Origin of the sequence: Bradyrhizobium sp. B117, from assembly GCF_038969555.1 — a bacterium.
Taxonomy (GTDB): Bacteria; Pseudomonadota; Alphaproteobacteria; order Rhizobiales; family Xanthobacteraceae; genus Bradyrhizobium.
In genome coordinates this window covers 5067312-5082751 of the sequence record NZ_CP152414.1, presented here as the reverse complement: position 1 = coordinate 5082751, position 15440 = coordinate 5067312, and the positions used below count along the sequence as shown (strand labels likewise).

15 protein-coding genes are annotated in these 15440 nt (G+C 64.1%); 5 read left to right on the top strand and 10 right to left on the bottom strand.

All coding sequences use genetic code 11. The features are described from left to right. Positions 1-52: 52 nt before the first annotated feature. From AAFG16_RS24930 to AAFG16_RS24915, 4 genes are all read right to left on the bottom strand, one after another. Positions 53-880: a tetratricopeptide repeat protein gene (locus AAFG16_RS24930; RefSeq protein ID WP_027559343.1), complete on the bottom strand. Its 828-nt coding sequence runs from the start codon at positions 878-880 to the stop codon at positions 53-55. Further along, positions 867-2591 (bottom strand): dihydroxy-acid dehydratase, encoded by a 1725-nt coding sequence (ilvD, locus tag AAFG16_RS24925; protein WP_235546228.1) that lies wholly within the window; start codon positions 2589-2591, stop codon positions 867-869. Before ilvD ends, AAFG16_RS24930 begins: the two co-directional genes overlap by 14 nt. Positions 2592-3399: 808 nt before the next feature. After that, on the bottom strand, positions 3400-3753 hold the full coding sequence (locus tag AAFG16_RS24920) for a hypothetical protein (RefSeq protein WP_342729582.1): 354 nt from the start codon (positions 3751-3753) through the stop codon (positions 3400-3402). A 196-nt stretch (positions 3754-3949) separates the two neighbouring features. Beyond that, a complete protein-coding gene (locus AAFG16_RS24915) occupies positions 3950-4144 on the bottom strand; it encodes a hypothetical protein (RefSeq protein ID WP_342729580.1) in 195 nt (64 codons plus the stop codon). A gap of 352 nt (positions 4145-4496) precedes the next feature. On the opposite strand from AAFG16_RS24915, the gene AAFG16_RS24910 reads away from it, so the two are divergent. Beyond that, positions 4497-4955 carry a hypothetical protein gene (locus tag AAFG16_RS24910; RefSeq protein WP_342729578.1) on the top strand — a complete coding sequence of 153 codons (459 nt, stop codon included), beginning with the start codon at positions 4497-4499 and terminating at the stop codon, positions 4953-4955. A 341-nt stretch (positions 4956-5296) separates the two neighbouring features. On the opposite strand, the gene AAFG16_RS24905 is transcribed toward AAFG16_RS24910, so the two are convergent. From AAFG16_RS24905 to AAFG16_RS24890, 4 genes are all read right to left on the bottom strand, one after another. Next, entirely contained in the window at positions 5297-5554 is a 258-nt protein-coding gene (locus tag AAFG16_RS24905; RefSeq protein WP_283079056.1) for a hypothetical protein, read from the bottom strand. A 104-nt stretch (positions 5555-5658) separates the two neighbouring features. Further along, positions 5659-5871, bottom strand: coding sequence for a hypothetical protein (locus AAFG16_RS24900; protein ID WP_342740962.1), 213 nt, complete (start codon positions 5869-5871; stop codon positions 5659-5661). A 152-nt stretch (positions 5872-6023) separates the two neighbouring features. Further along, positions 6024-6200, bottom strand: coding sequence for a hypothetical protein (locus AAFG16_RS24895; protein WP_283079054.1), 177 nt, complete (start codon positions 6198-6200; stop codon positions 6024-6026). A 104-nt stretch (positions 6201-6304) separates the two neighbouring features. After that, positions 6305-8041, bottom strand: coding sequence for an adenylate/guanylate cyclase domain-containing protein (locus AAFG16_RS24890; RefSeq protein WP_283079053.1), 1737 nt, complete (start codon positions 8039-8041; stop codon positions 6305-6307). A 310-nt stretch (positions 8042-8351) separates the two neighbouring features. Here AAFG16_RS24890 and AAFG16_RS24885 point away from each other — a divergent pair, with 310 nt between their 5' ends. Further along, on the top strand, positions 8352-10538 hold the full coding sequence (locus tag AAFG16_RS24885; protein ID WP_342729574.1) for a lytic transglycosylase domain-containing protein: 2187 nt from the start codon (positions 8352-8354) through the stop codon (positions 10536-10538). A gap of 75 nt (positions 10539-10613) precedes the next feature. On the opposite strand, the gene AAFG16_RS24880 is transcribed toward AAFG16_RS24885, so the two are convergent. Next, positions 10614-10976 (bottom strand): hypothetical protein, encoded by a 363-nt coding sequence (locus tag AAFG16_RS24880; protein ID WP_342729572.1) that lies wholly within the window; start codon positions 10974-10976, stop codon positions 10614-10616. Further along, complete coding sequence (locus AAFG16_RS24875; protein WP_283079050.1) at positions 10973-11161, bottom strand: hypothetical protein; 189 nt, start codon at positions 11159-11161, stop codon at positions 10973-10975. The genes AAFG16_RS24880 and AAFG16_RS24875 overlap by 4 nt, the downstream gene beginning before the upstream one ends. A gap of 1106 nt (positions 11162-12267) precedes the next feature. Here AAFG16_RS24875 and AAFG16_RS24870 point away from each other — a divergent pair. From AAFG16_RS24870 to AAFG16_RS24860, 3 genes are all read left to right on the top strand, one after another. After that, complete coding sequence (locus AAFG16_RS24870) at positions 12268-14250, top strand: PAS domain S-box protein (RefSeq protein WP_283086793.1); 1983 nt, start codon at positions 12268-12270, stop codon at positions 14248-14250. Further along, positions 14247-14918, top strand: a complete 672-nt coding sequence (locus tag AAFG16_RS24865) for a response regulator transcription factor (protein ID WP_283086792.1) — start codon at positions 14247-14249, stop codon at positions 14916-14918. The genes AAFG16_RS24870 and AAFG16_RS24865 overlap by 4 nt, the downstream gene beginning before the upstream one ends. A 97-nt stretch (positions 14919-15015) precedes the next feature. Beyond that, a complete protein-coding gene (locus AAFG16_RS24860; protein ID WP_342729566.1) occupies positions 15016-15432 on the top strand; it encodes a response regulator in 417 nt (138 codons plus the stop codon). Positions 15433-15440 lie beyond the last annotated feature (8 nt).

Below are 15440 nucleotides of genomic sequence, written 5' to 3'. Positions count from 1 at the left end.
GAGATGGTGGGCACGGCGCCAAGGCGCCTTTGCCCACCCTACGGGACCATACTTACTCCCTACGGCCCTGCACCCACTGTTCCAGCATTTGCAGGCACATGGCGCGATCGTCGTCGGAGGCCTTGGCGAAGGCGCGGTTGTAGCTTTCCTTGATCCAGGTCTCATCGGCGCCGGCGCTGTCACGCGCCAGGGTCAGCCACATGAGGCCGCGCGCGGCCTGCCGCGGCAGGCGGTCGCCGTTGAACAACATCTGGCCGAGCAGCGCCTGGGCCTCGTGCTGGCCCTTCTGGGCGGCAAGGCCGAGCCAGCGTGCGCCGTAGCGGAAATCCTCGCGCGAGGCGTCCGGCGTCTTCAGATACAGCCGGGCGAGATCGTACTGTGCATCCGCATTGCCGAAATAGGAGGCCGCGTAGGAGAACATCTCCCGCGCCCGGTCCTGGTCGGGCTTGACCTTGGAGTTCGGGATACCGCTCAGATAGTAGCGGCCGAGCGCGACGAAGGCATTGGCCACGACCTGCGCCTGCGGTGCCGACGGGCTGTCCTCGGCATGCGCATTGGCGATCCGGCTGAAATATTCGAAGGCGCGGACATCGTCCTGGGCCACGCCGTCGCCATTGGCGTACATGCGGCCGAGCTTCCACTGCGCGATGGGGTGACCGCCTTCGGCGGCATATTGCAGTGCGCTGAGGCTGGTCTCCTGAGGCGCAGTCACCGGCGCCGGCACCTTGCTGCGCACAGCGGGCGCGGCACCCGGCAAGGTGGTCACGACAGGGATGGTGGCATCCTTGTTGACCGGCGCGCCGTCGAAGGCGAGCGCCGGCGCGGCCAGCGCACCGGCCCCCAACACAAACGCAACAATGGCACGCCTAGATGTCCGCATAGCACTGTTTCTCGTGCGCGCCGCCCGGATGGGTTACTGCCCCCCCGACCGCTGGTCCAACCTGCTGAGCATACTTCCAGAGCGCACCCGACGTGTGATTAGTCGCGCGAGCGCTCCATTTGGTCTTGCGCTGAGCGAGCTCAGCGTCACTCAATTTTACGTTAAGGGTACCGGCGTCCGCATCGATCTCGATGATGTCCCCGTCCTCGAGCAGCCCGATCGGGCCGCCGACCGCCGCCTCCGGCCCGACATGGCCGATGCAGAAGCCGCGGGTGGCGCCGGAGAAGCGGCCGTCGGTGATGAGCGCGATCTTGCCGCCCATGCCCTGGCCGGTCAGCGCCGCGGTGGTCTGGAGCATTTCCCGCATGCCGGGACCGCCCTTCGGCCCCTCGTAGCGGATCACGATGACTTCGCCTTCGCGATAAGTGCGCTTCTGGACCGCCTCGAAAGCATCCTCCTCACGGTCGAAGCACCTGGCCGGACCGGTAAACTTGAGGTTGGACATTCCCGCGACTTTCACGATCGCACCTTCTGGCGCCAAATTGCCCTTCAGACCGACCACACCGCCTGTCACGGTGATGGGCTTGTCTGCCGGGTGCACCACGTCCTGGTGCGGATTCCATTTCACGCTTTTGAGGTTTTCGGCGATCGTTCGACCGGTGACCGTAATGCAGTCGCCGTGGAGAAATCCGTTGTCGAGCAGCGTCTTCATCAGAAGCGGTATGCCACCTACTTCAAACATGTCTTTGGCGACATAACGGCCACCCGGCTTCAAATCCGCGACATAAGGTGTCTTTTTGAAGATTTCGGCGACGTCGAATAAGTCAAACTTAATGCCGGCCTCGTGCGCGATCGCCGGCAGGTGCAACGCAGCATTGGTCGAGCCGCCGGAGGCGGCGACCACGGCGGCGGCATTCTCCAGCGCCTTGCGGGTGACGATGTCGCGCGGCCGGATGTTCTCGGCGATCAGGTCCATCACCTTCTCGCCCGCCGTCATGCAGAAGGCGTCGCGGATCTCATAGGGGGCCGGAGCACCGGCGGAGTAAGGCAGCGCGAGGCCAATGGCTTCCGAGACGGTTGCCATGGTGTTGGCGGTGAACTGCGCGCCGCAGGCGCCCGCCGACGGGCACGCCACGCGCTCGATCTCGTCGAGGTCCTCGTCCGACATGGCGCCGACCGAGTGCTTGCCGACCGCCTCGAACATGTCCTGCACTGTAACCTGCTGCCCGCGGAAATTGCCGGGCAGGATCGAGCCGCCGTAGATGAAGATCGAGGGCACGTTGAGACGGACCATCGCCATCATCATGCCCGGCAGCGACTTGTCGCAGCCGGCAAGCCCGACGAGCGCATCATAGGCGTGGCCGCGCACGGTCAGTTCGACGGAGTCGGCGATGCATTCGCGCGACGGCAACGAGGAGCGCATGCCGTCATGGCCCATGGCGATGCCGTCGGTCACGGTGATGGTGCAGAACTCACGGGGCGTGCCGCCTCCCGATGCGACGCCCTTCTTCACCGCCTGCGCCTGGCGCATCAGGGCGATATTGCAGGGAGCGGCCTCGTTCCAGCAGGAGGCGACGCCGACGAAGGGCTGGTGGATCTGCTCGGTGGTCAGACCCATGGCGTAGAAGTAGGATCGGTGCGGCGCGCGCGCAGGGCCTTCCGTCACGTGACGGCTCGGCAGCCTCTGCTTGATGTCGGTCTTCGCGTCCATCGCAAACCAGTTTCCCCGGCCAACCCTTTCAGACCCGAAAAATCAGAGCCAAGATTTGAATCGACCAAGATTCGAATCGACCCTTGGATTTCCCGTCGCCTTGTTCGGACCGCCGCTGTCTCTCAAACTTTAGAGCGATTTTATTCATGTTCAGGTGTGGCCAAAAAGCGGCGCCGATGCGAACGGCCGGTGGTGAGAGTTAAATCCGCCGTGAGTGTTGCGCGGACAGCACAATCGTTACCGGGAAGACACGAATTGGCTTACCGCGATACCCTCACAAAGATGACAATCCACAACTTGAGATTTTATGACACGAAGAGCACGCCCGGCTTCGGCGCAATGATCGCGTATTCGCATTGAGTCGATTCCTCACCGTTAGTGCCGTAGGCCGGGCAAAGGCGCAAAGCGCCGTGCCCACCATCTCTCCACCCTACGATGCTGGATTGCTTCGCTGCGCTCGCAATGACGGAGTACAGCATCTGAGGTAGAGCGCAGGGAAACCCGTCGACTCTCGTGAACGCCCAAGCATGATGGGTTTCGCTTCGCTCTACCCATCCTACGGCACTGTCATTCCCCGCCACCGGGTCTCGCCTTCGGCGAGCCCGATGACAGGCTCCGGCGGGGAATCCAGTACGCCGCGGCCTATCGATTCAATCACGACCGGCCCGGAATACTGGATCGCCCGGTCTGCGCCGGGCGATGACAGCGAGTGTGTAGTTGCAGACACGCGTACTCGCCCTCGCGGCGCAATTCGCCCGAGCTTGCTTGATCTCTCACGGCTCTGAACTGGCCAACTTGCAGCATCGTCTTACTTCTTGAGAATGCCGACGTCGGTGTTGCCCAACTTCTCTATGGCGCGATTGGCGGCGGGCGTATCCACCGCGTTGTCGTGCGACGTTGGAGCCTGAGTAACCGAAGAAGCATCCACGTCGCCGCCGGTCGTCGTGTGACTAAGCGCGTTGCCGACGTTCGGAGTGGAGGAGCCCGCAGTGCCGCTTAGGGTATGCCCGGTCGAAAGCGTGCCGCCCTCATAACCCGTGGACCCAGTCGCCGAAGTTCCGCGCGCCGCCGAGCCGCTACTGCTCGATCCACCCGCAGTCTGGGCCGAAGCGAGCGAAGAGCCGCCAACGAGTAAGATCAAGACAACGGCCATGTGGTTCATCGGGCGGTTCTCGAAATGAATAACCGCTCAATGAGTTGCACGTCCGATTGTTCCGCACCGGCTACCGCTCCCCCGGGCCATCACGTTGACGGCGGATTGCTGGCCGAAATCTTCGTCATCCGCGACGCGACGGATGTTTTTCCCGACGGGCAGCACGCCCTGATACGACGAGATGCCCGTCCTGAACGAACCAGGATTATTTCCTGTGCATGTGTCCGGACTGCGCTTCGAATCTGGCGACCGGCCGATCGAGTTGCCAGAGCTCCACATCATGGCTGTCGACGAGTTTCGCGGCACGAGAGATCGCCGATTCATCGTCGGTGCAATCCATTTGAACCACGCCGATCGGTACGCTGTGGCGTCCCACCACAAGTGCGCGATATGCCGGCATCCTGACCTCCGAAAAAGAGTTGCAGCTCCACGTCAGAACATGACGTCGGGCAAATCTGAATTCGATAGGAATGGGACCGCCAGTTTGTAGAGGCGGCATAGTGGCCCCAGCGGTCCTATGCGGAGCCTATACGATCGGGACCGCGCTCATCTCGAAATCATATCGCGACCCGCAACATATCGAGCCGGTCACGCCAGTCCGCGTGACGCATCGCAGGGAATGCGAACCGCGCGACGGTGTGGCGTGCCGCCACGAACCATCCCGCAAGATTCGGCCTGCCCTGCCAGGCAACAACAACCGAACCGGTGTACTCATGTCTACCTCAGAGGTCAGCGACAGGATCATTGAACCCATGATCGCGCTCGCAGGCTGCTCGCCCCGGCAGCGCATTGTCGTGGTCGGCGCGAAGAGCATGGAACTGATGATGGATCTGCAAAGGCGCGGATATTTTCTGGCTGCCTCGGCCGGCAATTGCGGCCTCCCGGCCGCCCAGTACGACGCAGCCCTCGTGGACTGGCGACGACGCCCGCTCAGCGCGCTCGATGCGGCGATGGATTGGCTCGACGGCTTCCTTGGCCCCCGTGCCGTGCTGGTGATCTGGCTCGACGCGCAGAAATCGCAAGCAAAGGACATCTTCGCGCCGCGGTGGCGAAGCGTGGCTTCGTCGTCCTGCAGGGCGCCGAACATCCATGCGGCAGTGCCCTGCTCGCGCGACGGTCGCAAGCCTATCCGATGCAAGAGGCGGCATAGGCACGCTGTCGATCATGGAGAGGGCGGAGCAGCCCCGCGGCTTGATCCTGCCGTTCCCTGATCCGTTCTCCCTCATCGATCTCTTGGAGACCTCTCCCATGTTGAAGTCGAGGATACGGCGCGCCGTCATACGCGAGTGGATGGCACGTGCGCCCGAGCAGCGGCGGTCGCTTCAGCAGGCCCTCGCCTTCGCAAGAGATGCGAGCGCGAGGCACAGGCTGCCACGCAGCCGCCAGTCGCCATGCGGCATGATCATGCAATGGTTGAAGCCGCGCACGGGACGCGGCTAGCCGAAGCCGCCGGCGGGTTGATGGACGCCCTCACCATCTTCGGATTGCTGTCGGCCAGCGCGATGCTGCACACTTGAGCCGCGAAGTCGCCAAATGCGGGTCGGCTTACCGCTCAGCTCCGCCCCCGCGGACGCTGGGCCTGGGCCCAGGCGACGGCGACGTCGGGTGGCGGAACCTCGATGCGCTTGATCGGGGTCAGTTCGCCGGACGCGGAGACGATGGCGGTCTCCTCGCGGCGGCAGCGCGGGCACACGAAACGGACCTCGTGCGGGGACGCCGTCCAGCTCGAACGTTTCAGATTGGCCGCCATCGGCCAGGCGTCGCAATGCGAGCATGACACCAGGAACCGACCAGGATCGAGCATACCCATTCCATAGGACTCCGCATCCTGCCCGCCCCTTCAATGATTAACCCATGTGAATCGTTCCGGTGGCGGGACACCGTCAGCAGCTGCCGGCCGCACCGATCGGCGGCTCAGTGTGCGCCCTTGAGAGTGCAGGAGGTGGTGCAGGTCACGGTCTTGCCGTGCTCGCACGCCTTGCAGGCGGCAACGCACTGGTTCATGTCGCGGGGATTGAAAGAGCTGTAGGTCCGCATCGGGCACGCCGGCGTCGAGCCAGTGATATCCTGCTCCTGATTGCAGGCCGCCATCATCAGCGCGAAGATGATCACCGCAAGAAGGCGCATGCGATTGCCCCAGGAGCGATCGGCAAAGGACGTCATCAAGGCTCGCTGCATCACAACGGGCCCCCGCGTTGCCGCTGCGAGCAATCGCGAACCGCGACGCTCACATCCAGCAAGGATGCGCGCCAAACATTAAGAACGGATTGCCGCCCGCGTCAGGCCACAGCCCTGGTCGCGATCGCCTGCCGTGTGTCCAGCGCCAGCTGGCGATACTGTTCCGAGAGTTTCAGATAGAACTCGCGCTTGGCGCTGTCCGTGGCGAGCTTGGTGATCAACTCGCATTCGGCGGTGAGCGTCTCGAACCGTTCCAGCCTGTCCTGAAGTTCTGTCATCGGCGTGTCCCCATCAAACGCCTTAGGGACAGCAAACCTAAGCCCGGGAAATAGGTCACGGCGAACATCGTTATGAAGTAGAATCAATTATTCCGGCGCCGCCGCTATTTCTGCTCCAGCCGCCATGCGCCGTCCCATCCCTCATCCGGCGGATCGGTCTCGAACTGCGCGATGCGGCCGAGCAGCGTGCGTGACGGGCCGTCCCCAGGGACGGCTTCGAGCGCCGCATTGAAGGCGGCACGCGCCTCGTCGAAGCGGCGCGCACGGTAGGCGGCGAGACCTTCGGCGTAGTGCGCGCGCAGGCTCGCTTGCGCGCCGGTGAGCGCGCCGGCCCGTGCCATCACCTCGAAGATCGCTTGCGGGAGGGTCTGGCCCACGACCGCGAGACGGTCGATCTCGCGCAGCTCAAGCTGCTCGCTGATCGCCTCCGCGGTCGCCTGCGCGATCAGGATGCGGGTGCCGTAGGTCTTGTTGACGGCCTCGAGCCGGGAGGCGAGGTTCACCGCGTCACCCATCACCGTGAAGCTCATCATCAGCTCGGAGCCGATGCTGCCGGTCAGGACCTCGCCGGTGGCGATGCCGATCCGCAGGTCGCACGGCGCCGGCATGGCGCGGATGCCGAGCAGGTCAGGCAATTGCCGCTGGAGCGCAGGCACCTGCTCTGCCATGTCGATGGCGGCAAGGCCGGCGAGCAGCGCGGGCTCGTCCTCCTCGATGAAGGGCGGGCCCCAATAGGCCATGATGGCGTCGCCGATATATTTGTCGATGACGCCGCGATTGCTCCTGATCGGGCCGGACATGACGGTGAAATAGTGGTTCATCACCTTGACGAGGCCGCGCGGGGTCATGCCCTCGCTCATCGAGGTGAAGCCGCTCATGTCGCAGAACATGATGGTCATGACCCGGCGCTGGCCGTCGATGGAGACCTCCGGGCGGTCGATCAGCCCCTGCACCACCTTCGGGTCGATGTAGCGGCCGAAGGTCTCGCGGACACGCTCGTTGTGCCGGAGCTGCTCGACCATGCGGTTGAAGGCGGCGGCGAGCTCGCCGATCTCGTCCTTTGTCGAGACCGTGATGGGCTTGTCGAAGCGGCCGGCCTCGACCTCGCGGGTGCCGGCAAGCAGGAGCCGCACCGGCCGCGTGATGCCGCTGGAGACCAAAAGCGCGAAGACAAAGCCGACGACCGCTGCGAGCAAGGTCACGATGCCCGAGATGATGATCGCCTGATGCTGCCGACCGACCACCGTCGACGTTGAGGCAAAGACCTGCTTGAGCATGTCGCCACGAATGCCGTCGATCCTCTGATTGAACTGGTCGCGCAGGGCGTCGAGATGCTCCAGCGTGCCGCGCGCCTCCGGCATCTGCTTGGCATCGATCTGCTTGAGGAGCCTTGCGTGGTCCTCGTTCATGCCGTGACGCAACTCGGAGACAGCGGTTTCGATGCGGGTGTCGATCCGCGCCAGCGCGGCATTGTCCGAGGGCGTCCTGCTATCGTCGATGATCGCGTTGATGTGGCTGCGCGCGTCCGAGGTCTCCTGCTCGATCCTGCGGTCGGCTTCCTCGAACTCCTTCAGCCGCGCCGCATAGGCCTCCTCGTCCGGGGCCTCCTGCATCTTCATCATGACCATGCGGCGCAGCGCCACCGACCGCTCCAGCGAGCGGATGTTGGCGCGCGCCAGATCGCCATAGGCCGGGATGTAGCGGTTGGTCAGCTCGTCCAGGAGGACGCCGACCTGGCTCGACATCACCATCGACAGGATCGAGGTGACCAGCATCAGGACGATCAATCCGAGGGCGATGCCGACGATCTTGCGCCGGATCGTCTGGTTGAAAAGCGGCATGAGGGACAAAGTGCTGAAGGGACGGATGGAACTCAATATACCGGATTTGGCGGCGGGAATACGAGCAATCCGGCCCTTCATGGCGCCGCCAGCAGCCGCAACCGTCGCGCGAGCCCCATTCGTTAACAAAGGTTAAAGACGGTGACTTTTCCGCCATTTCGGAAGTTCCCGCCTGCATCCGTATTTTGCCGCATTGTTGCGTGAGCGTGAGGAATGCGAAACGATGTCGTGGCATCGTGTCGTCCTTGATTCTCAAGCCGCATGTCGTCGCGGACCTTGGTTTGTAGTGGTTTCGCAGGGGGACCATCCAATGAACCAGTGCCTACGCTCGCTCGCGTGTGTCGTTGCCGTGGCCGCGATGGCCTTCTTTCCCGCCGAATTGGCGGCGAAGAGCAGTCACAAATCATCTGCGCCGAAGAAGACGCATGAGGCGAAGGCCGGCAAACAGCGCCACACCGCGGCCAAGTCGCGGCACGGCAAGCATGCCGAGGCCAAGCGCAAATCGAAGAAGCAGGACGACGAGCCCGCGGACAAGCCGGCTCCGCCGCCGCTGACCGGCGATCTCGCGGCGCTCAAGGACGCGATCGACCTCGCCCGCAAGGGCAAGGCGGATGATGCGAACGCCGCGCGCGACCGCATCGCTGATCCCGCCGGACAAAAGCTCGCCGACTGGTTCATGCTGCGTCATTCCGAGAGCACCGCGCCTTTCAAGCGCTACGCCGGCTTCCTCGCCGCCAATCCGGACTGGCCGAGCAGCGCGCTGCTGCGCCGCCGCGCCGAAGCGCGGCTGTGGCAGGAGAAGAGCGACGCGGCCACCGTGCACAAATTCACGCTGGACCGGCCGACCAGCGCCAAGGGCAAGTTTGCGCTGGCCCGCGTGCTGCTGAGCGAAGGCGACACCGACCGGGCCGCACGGCTGGTGCGTGAGGCCTGGCGCGGTGATGAATTGTCCGAACGCAGCGAGGAGGATTCCTACGAGGCATTCCGCGATCTCCTCACCGCTGAGGATCATCGCGCGCGCATGGACAAGCGCCTCGGCGCCAAGGACTATGGCGCTGCGCGGCGCGCGGCAAAACGGCTCGGCGAGGATGCGCTCGCGATCGTCAAGGCCTGCGCCGCCGTCACCGGCAAGGCCAACAAGGCCAAGGACTATCTCGACGACGTGCCGGCGGAGGCGCGCGGCGATCTCGGCTATGTGCTGTGCCGCGCGCAGTGGCATCTCCAGAAGGACCGGATCGACGACGCGGCCGAGGTGATCCTCGCCGCCGCGCCCGGCATGATGACCGCGCAGGACACCGACGCCTGGTGGCGCGAACGGCGCCTGCTGGCGCGCAAGCTGCTCGACCAGGGCAAGTCAAAGACCGCCTACGACGTGGTGCGCACGGCTGCGGTGCCGGCGATGGAGGTCTACCGCATCGACTATCACTTCATGTGCGGCTGGATCGCGCTGCGCTATCTCGACGATCCCAGGACCGCGATGGCGCACTTCGCCGCCATCGACGAGGGCTCGGTCAATCCGATCGCGCTGTCGCGCGCGCACTACTGGCGCGGCCGTGCCGCCGAGGCCATGGGCGCAACCGCGGACGCGCGGATGAGCTATCAGGCCGCGGCACTCTATCCGACCGCCTATTATGGCCAGCTCGCGCGCACCAAGCTCGGCATCGACCGCATCGAGCTGCGGGCGCCCTCGCCCGTGCTGGCCGCTGCCGATACGCCCCCCGCCGACGAGCGCGTGCGTGCCGCCGACATGCTCTACGGCATCGGCGAGCGCGACACGGTGTTCTACTATGCCGAGGATTTCGCCAAGGAGAGCAACGATGTCGCGTCGCTCGAAGCGCTCGGCGAACTCGCCGGCCGCCGCAACGATGCGCGCGTGATGCTGGAGGTCGGCAAGTCGGCGCTGGCGCGCGGGCTCGCGCTCGACCATTACGCCTTCCCGACCATCGGCATCCCCGAGCACAAGCAGGTCGCGCCCGCGATCGAGACCAGCGTGATCTATTCGGTCGCGCGCACCGAGAGCTCGTTCGACCAGCGCGACAAGTCGCCCGCCAACGCGGTCGGCCTGATGCAGGTGACGCCGGAAGCCGGCCGCGACACCGCAAAGCGCTTCGGCCTGACCTATGACTGGGACAGGATGGTGTCCGATCCCGTCTACAACACGCAGATGGGCGCCGCCGAGCTCAGCGCGCTGTTGTCGGAATATCGCGGCAACCAGATCATGACCTTCGCCGGCTACAATGCCGGCCGCGGCCGGGTGCGCGAATGGGTGCAGGCGCGCGGCGATCCCAGAGATCCCAATGTCGACCCGGTCGACTGGGTCGAGCGCATTCCGCTGTCGGAGACGCGCAACTACGTCCAGCGCGTGATGGAGAACGTGCTGGTGTATCGCGCAAGGTTCGAGGGTGGCGGCGTGGTCGCCGACAAGAGCGATCAGCGCGTGGTGACGCACCAGGCCGGCGCAACCGCACCCGTGGCGGCCGCAGCAACCGCTCCCTAGTCGACGCCGCCGGGGCTGGACGCGGCGCTCGCAAGGCTCCGTTGCTGCGGCTTCCACGCGAGTGCGGTCGCGCGGCTAGGTATCACCTCCTTCCGTCGTGATCAGGTCGCGGCCGTCCAGATATGCGCCGGTCAAGGCTCTTGCGAAGGTCCAGGTCTGTATCGTGTAGCTCCAGCACGAGACGGCACTCAAGACCGCCAACATTTCGATCATGCTCCGAGCGGCGGCCTCGATGGTCCCGGCGCCCAGCTCTGTGCGCCCGGGCATCGGCCATTGCATCAACAGCGTCGGAAATTCGCCTCGCCGGTAGCAATCGTAGTCACAGTAGCGCTGCTGCGTCCGCACATGCCGGACATAGCCGGACTGGATCGACCGCGAACATGTGCTGCACGTGGCCGCGCGCCGCGGGGGCTCGTGATTGACCAGCACGAATTTCATGAAGCCGCCCTCACGCGATCATTCGCCAGGGCCTCGCAGAACAATGCGTAACACTGATAGTCGCAATAATGCAGACGGGTCGCGATCTCGCGGAGATAGCTACCGCTGATCGGCTCGCAGCACTGCATGCACCCGATCTGCCGGAACGGCGTCCGGTCGTTCACCAGCACGAAGGCGAATCTCATGTGGCACCTCCCAAAGCGAAGCAGTAGACGCTGTCCAGCGGAGACAATGCGGGCGGTGGAGCGCAAAGATGGTTTCGGCCGTCCGGATTGTCCCTGTTTCGCTCCACTTTTTGCGGTGGGACGAGAATGTACCTCCCGTCCTCCCTGCGTCGTGCAAAGATTTTGCCGTCGACGTACTTGATCTCGGTCGGATAGCAGTCGGCGCTGTTGCAGCAGCTGAGGCTCGGATTGTCCGGCATGTGCCAGGTCGAATAGAATTTCTCGTGCAGCTCCTGGTCCTGGGGTGGGTGCTGGCGATGAACGGCACCGTGTCCGGTCTCCTGCGCCTGGGCCGTCGCGATGGAGCAGAGGAGAACCATCGACCACAAGAGCTTGCATGAGCGGTTCAACATACAGGCTCCCGAATCAGCCCTTCGGCGCGATGTCAGCTCTCCGATCCAGCCTCACGCGAACTGAGCCCGAAACAACCACTGGCGATCGCGCTCGCGGCGGGTGCGGAAACGATCGACACACGTCTTCGAGCAGAGCGCGGTGCGCCACGAGTAGTAGCGGATCAGACCAAACTTGCCGCTACACACCGCACAGCCATTGACCGAAGGGCAACGTTCGGACTGGGATAGGCCACGCTCAGGAAGTACGGATGCATCGCACATTGCTGTCTCCCTCTGTTGCTTGCGGCTGCCTGTCGAGAAGTGCGGCCTCGGCCGCAAGCTTCAGACCTGTTCTCATGCGCTCGCCGCGATCGGCTGGTCGACACTCCCTATTGATCGTGAGGGTAGTCTTCCGGGCACGAAGCGCTCAATTGTACGGAGGTAAATGCCCGACATGACTAGGATTGGAGGAGCTATACCTAGGTTTGTCCGTATTCGCCCGGTGCTCCCGCGCTCGTTCATCTTCAACGAGACAGCGCATGACGCTCCGACTGCACGGCCACGGTGAAAACTCTGCCGGCATGGCGTACTTGACGCGCTGCGATGGCCGGTGCGGAGAGCGGTCAATTCAAGGGCGAATGCCATAACCCCAATCCGACTTTGGCCGGAATTGCTCCTCTCGCGGCAACGTGCTCTACTTGTCTTCACGCAGATAGAAGGCCGGGAGCGTCTGCGATGAAGCCTCGCCGGGCAGTGACGTTGGGGAAGTCAGCCGCGCAATTCCTCGCCGGCTGCGTCAGACAAACTGTAGCCGCCAAGCCGCACACCGATCCCGATGGCGGCTTGCTTGAGGCGGTCAAGCAGTGGCAGCAAGTCTTCGAGCACAATCCTGTCATGTACTTCATGGTCGATCCGGCCGGAACCGTGATCAACGTGAATACGTTTGGCGCCGCGCAACTGGGCTATACGGCCGCGGAGCTGATCGGCCGGTCGGTGCTGGACGTCTTCTTCGAGGAAGACCGCGACTTGGTCCGCGCATGCGTCGCGCTGTGCCTCGAGACCGTCGACCAGTCCCATACCTGGGAAATCCGGAAGGTGCGCAAGGACGGGTCGGTGCTCTGGGTGCGCGAGAACGCCAAGACCATGCTGCGGGCCGATGGTGAGCCGATGGTGCTGGTGGCCTGCGAGAACATCACCGAGCGCAAGGAAGCGGAGAATGCGCTGCGACAGAGCGAGGCCTATCTCGCCCAGGCGCAGGAGTTGAGCCACACGGGCAGTTTCGGCTGGAGGGCCGCGACCAGCGAGATCACCTGGTCCAGGGAGACTTATCGCATCTTCGAATGCGATGAGGGGAGCAGGCCACGGATCCCGGTCATGCTCGAGCGTATCCATCCGGAGGACCGGCTCGCGGTGCAACGGACCACGGGCCGGGCCGCGCGCGAGGGAAAGGACTACGACCACGAATATCGGCTCGTAATGCACGACGGCTCCATCAAGTACGTCCGAGCGGTGGCCCGGGCCACGCGAGATTCCGGCGGTCAGGTGGAGTTCGTCGGATCGGTGAGCGACATCACGGCGACCAAGGAGGCAGAGCGCAGGCTTCGTGAGAGCGAGCAGCGCTTTCGCGACTATGCCGAAACCGCGTCCGATTGGTTCTGGGAGACAGGACCAGACCATCGCGTCACCTTGGTATCGGAGCACTCCTATACCGTCACCGCGCCCGCGGGCCTGATCGGCCTCACGCGCTGGGACATCGCTCCGGACGCAGATCTCGAACCGGAAAAATGGCGACAACATCGGGCCGCGCTCGACGCCCACGTTCCGTTCCGCGACCTCGTGTATCGCAGCAGGGACCGCAACGGGCAGCCGATCTACGTGCGGACCAGCGGCAAGCCGTTCTTCGACGCCGACGGGACTTTTCTGGGCTACCGTGGCGTCTGCACCGACGTCACCGCGGCGATCCGGGCCGATCAAGCCGAAGAGGCGCTGCGCAAGGCCCAGGCCGAGCTGGCCCATGTGACGCGCGTCACGACACTGGGTGAACTGACGGCTTCCATTGCCCATGAAATCAATCAGCCGCTCGCCGCAGTGATCGCAAACGCCGACGCCTGCCTCACCTGGCTGCAGCGCAGCCCGCCCGATTTCAACGCGGCCCGGCGCTCCGTGGAATGGATTATCGAGGACGCTACGCGTGCCAGCGACGTGATCCGCCACGTGCGGGCGCTCGCCAAGCGGTCCGACATCGAGATGGCTCCGCTCGACGCAAACGCTGTCGTGCGCGAGGCCGTCGCGCTCGTTCAGCGCGAGATGGCCAGCCACGCCGTGTCGGTGCGCATGGAGCTGTCGTCCGCACTGCCCAAGATCTTTGGCGATCGAATCCAATTGCAACAGGTCCTCATCAACCTGATCATGAACGGCATCGAGGCCATGGAAGGCGTCGAGGATCGCCCGCGCGAGCTTAGCATCCGCTCGGCAGCGGGTGACGACGAGGCGGTGCTGGTGAGCGTCGCCGACGGCGGCGTCGGCATCTGTGAACAGGTGATGGATCGCCTGTTCATGCCATTCTTCACGACGAAGTCGTCCGGCATGGGCATGGGGCTGTCGATCTGTCGCTCCATCATCGAGGCCCATGGCGGACGACTTTCCGCCGCATCGAACCAGGACCGCGGCGCGACTTTTCAGATCGCCCTGCCCCGCCATCGAGAGGAGACATCGTGACCGAGCGCGCTGAGCCTTCGCCGGTGCAGGAGGACGGCGACCAGCCAGTCGTCTTCATCGTCGACGACGACGTGTCCATGCGCCGTGCGCTCACCAATCTGTTCGAGTCGGTCGGCCTCAAGGTCGAAGCATTCGGCTCGGCACCGCAATTGCTCCAGGCCAAGCCGCCGGAAGTCCCCAGTTGCCTGGTGCTCGACATCCGCCTGCCCGGAGCCAGCGGCCTGGACCTGCAGTCCGATCTTGCCAAGGCAAACATCCAAACGCCCGTCATCTTCATCACTGGCCATGGTGACATTCCCATGACAGTTCGGGCCATGAAGAGCGGCGCCATCGACTTCCTGACCAAGCCGGTTCGCGACCAGGACATCCTGGACGCAGTCCAGTCCGCGATCGAGCGAGACCGCAAGCGCCGCGACCTCAACAAGACGGTTTCGACCGTCAAATCACGCTTCGAGTCGCTGTCCTCGCGGGAGCGAGACGTATTGTCGCTGGTGACGGCTGGCCTGATGAACAAGCAAGTGGCCGCCCAGCTCGGATTGGCGGAAATCACCGTCAAGATCTATCGCGGCCAGATCATGCGGAAAATGGGCGCGAAGTCGCTGGCCGATCTGGTGAGAATGAGCGAGGCACTCGGAATTCGACCCAGTAAGCCCGACATACAAACCTAAGTATGAGTTTCCAATGGTGACTGACAGGTCCACCCTGCGCGCTCATCTGTAGCCGTGGCGACGGCAAGCGCGTAATTCCGGGCGAGGAGCGGACGTCTTGTCGGTGTCTTCGGTCATTTCGGTGCTTGACGATGACCCCTACGTGCGGGCAGCGATCAACAATCTGCTGGAATCGCGCGGATACACCGTCCACACATTCGGCTCCGCCGAGGAGTTCTTGCGGTCGGCGGATTCGACTGACACCTCGTGCGTGATCGCCGACGTGCAGATGCCATTGATGACCGGAATAGATCTGCTGACGCAGATGCGAGCGCAGGGTTCGGCGACGCCGTTCATCTTCATCACCGCTTTCCCGGATGAGAGCGTGCGTGTGCGCGCGCTCAAGGCCGGGGCAGTCTGTTTTCTCGGCAAGCCGTTCGTCCCCACCGACATGATGCAATGCCTGGACCGGGCGCTGGCGGCAGGCAGCGAAACCAAGGGGATGATTGCCGGCCGCGAGCAAACGGGTCGGTGACAGCTCCT

Excerpts from the sequence above, each read along its gene's own strand:
- AAFG16_RS24890 (WP_283079053.1), bottom strand. The coding sequence starts at position 8,041 with ATGCCGCTTTTCAACCAGACGATCCGGCGCAAGATCGTCGGCATCGCC.
- AAFG16_RS24905 (WP_283079056.1), bottom strand. The coding sequence starts at position 5,554 with ATGGGTATGCTCGATCCTGGTCGGTTCCTGGTGTCATGCTCGCATTGC.
- ilvD (WP_235546228.1), bottom strand. The coding sequence starts at position 2,591 with ATGGACGCGAAGACCGACATCAAGCAGAGGCTGCCGAGCCGTCACGTG.
- AAFG16_RS24920 (WP_342729582.1), bottom strand. The coding sequence starts at position 3,753 with ATGAACCACATGGCCGTTGTCTTGATCTTACTCGTTGGCGGCTCTTCG.
- AAFG16_RS24930 (WP_027559343.1), bottom strand. The coding sequence starts at position 880 with ATGCGGACATCTAGGCGTGCCATTGTTGCGTTTGTGTTGGGGGCCGGT.
- AAFG16_RS24885 (WP_342729574.1), top strand. The coding sequence starts at position 8,352 with ATGAACCAGTGCCTACGCTCGCTCGCGTGTGTCGTTGCCGTGGCCGCG.
- AAFG16_RS24880 (WP_342729572.1), bottom strand. The coding sequence starts at position 10,976 with ATGAAATTCGTGCTGGTCAATCACGAGCCCCCGCGGCGCGCGGCCACG.
- AAFG16_RS24875 (WP_283079050.1), bottom strand. The coding sequence starts at position 11,161 with ATGAGATTCGCCTTCGTGCTGGTGAACGACCGGACGCCGTTCCGGCAG.
- AAFG16_RS24915 (WP_342729580.1), bottom strand. The coding sequence starts at position 4,144 with ATGCCGGCATATCGCGCACTTGTGGTGGGACGCCACAGCGTACCGATC.
- AAFG16_RS24910 (WP_342729578.1), top strand. The coding sequence starts at position 4,497 with ATGATCGCGCTCGCAGGCTGCTCGCCCCGGCAGCGCATTGTCGTGGTC.
- AAFG16_RS24900 (WP_342740962.1), bottom strand. The coding sequence starts at position 5,871 with ATGCGCCTTCTTGCGGTGATCATCTTCGCGCTGATGATGGCGGCCTGC.
- AAFG16_RS24870 (WP_283086793.1), top strand. The coding sequence starts at position 12,268 with ATGAAGCCTCGCCGGGCAGTGACGTTGGGGAAGTCAGCCGCGCAATTC.
- AAFG16_RS24895 (WP_283079054.1), bottom strand. The coding sequence starts at position 6,200 with ATGACAGAACTTCAGGACAGGCTGGAACGGTTCGAGACGCTCACCGCC.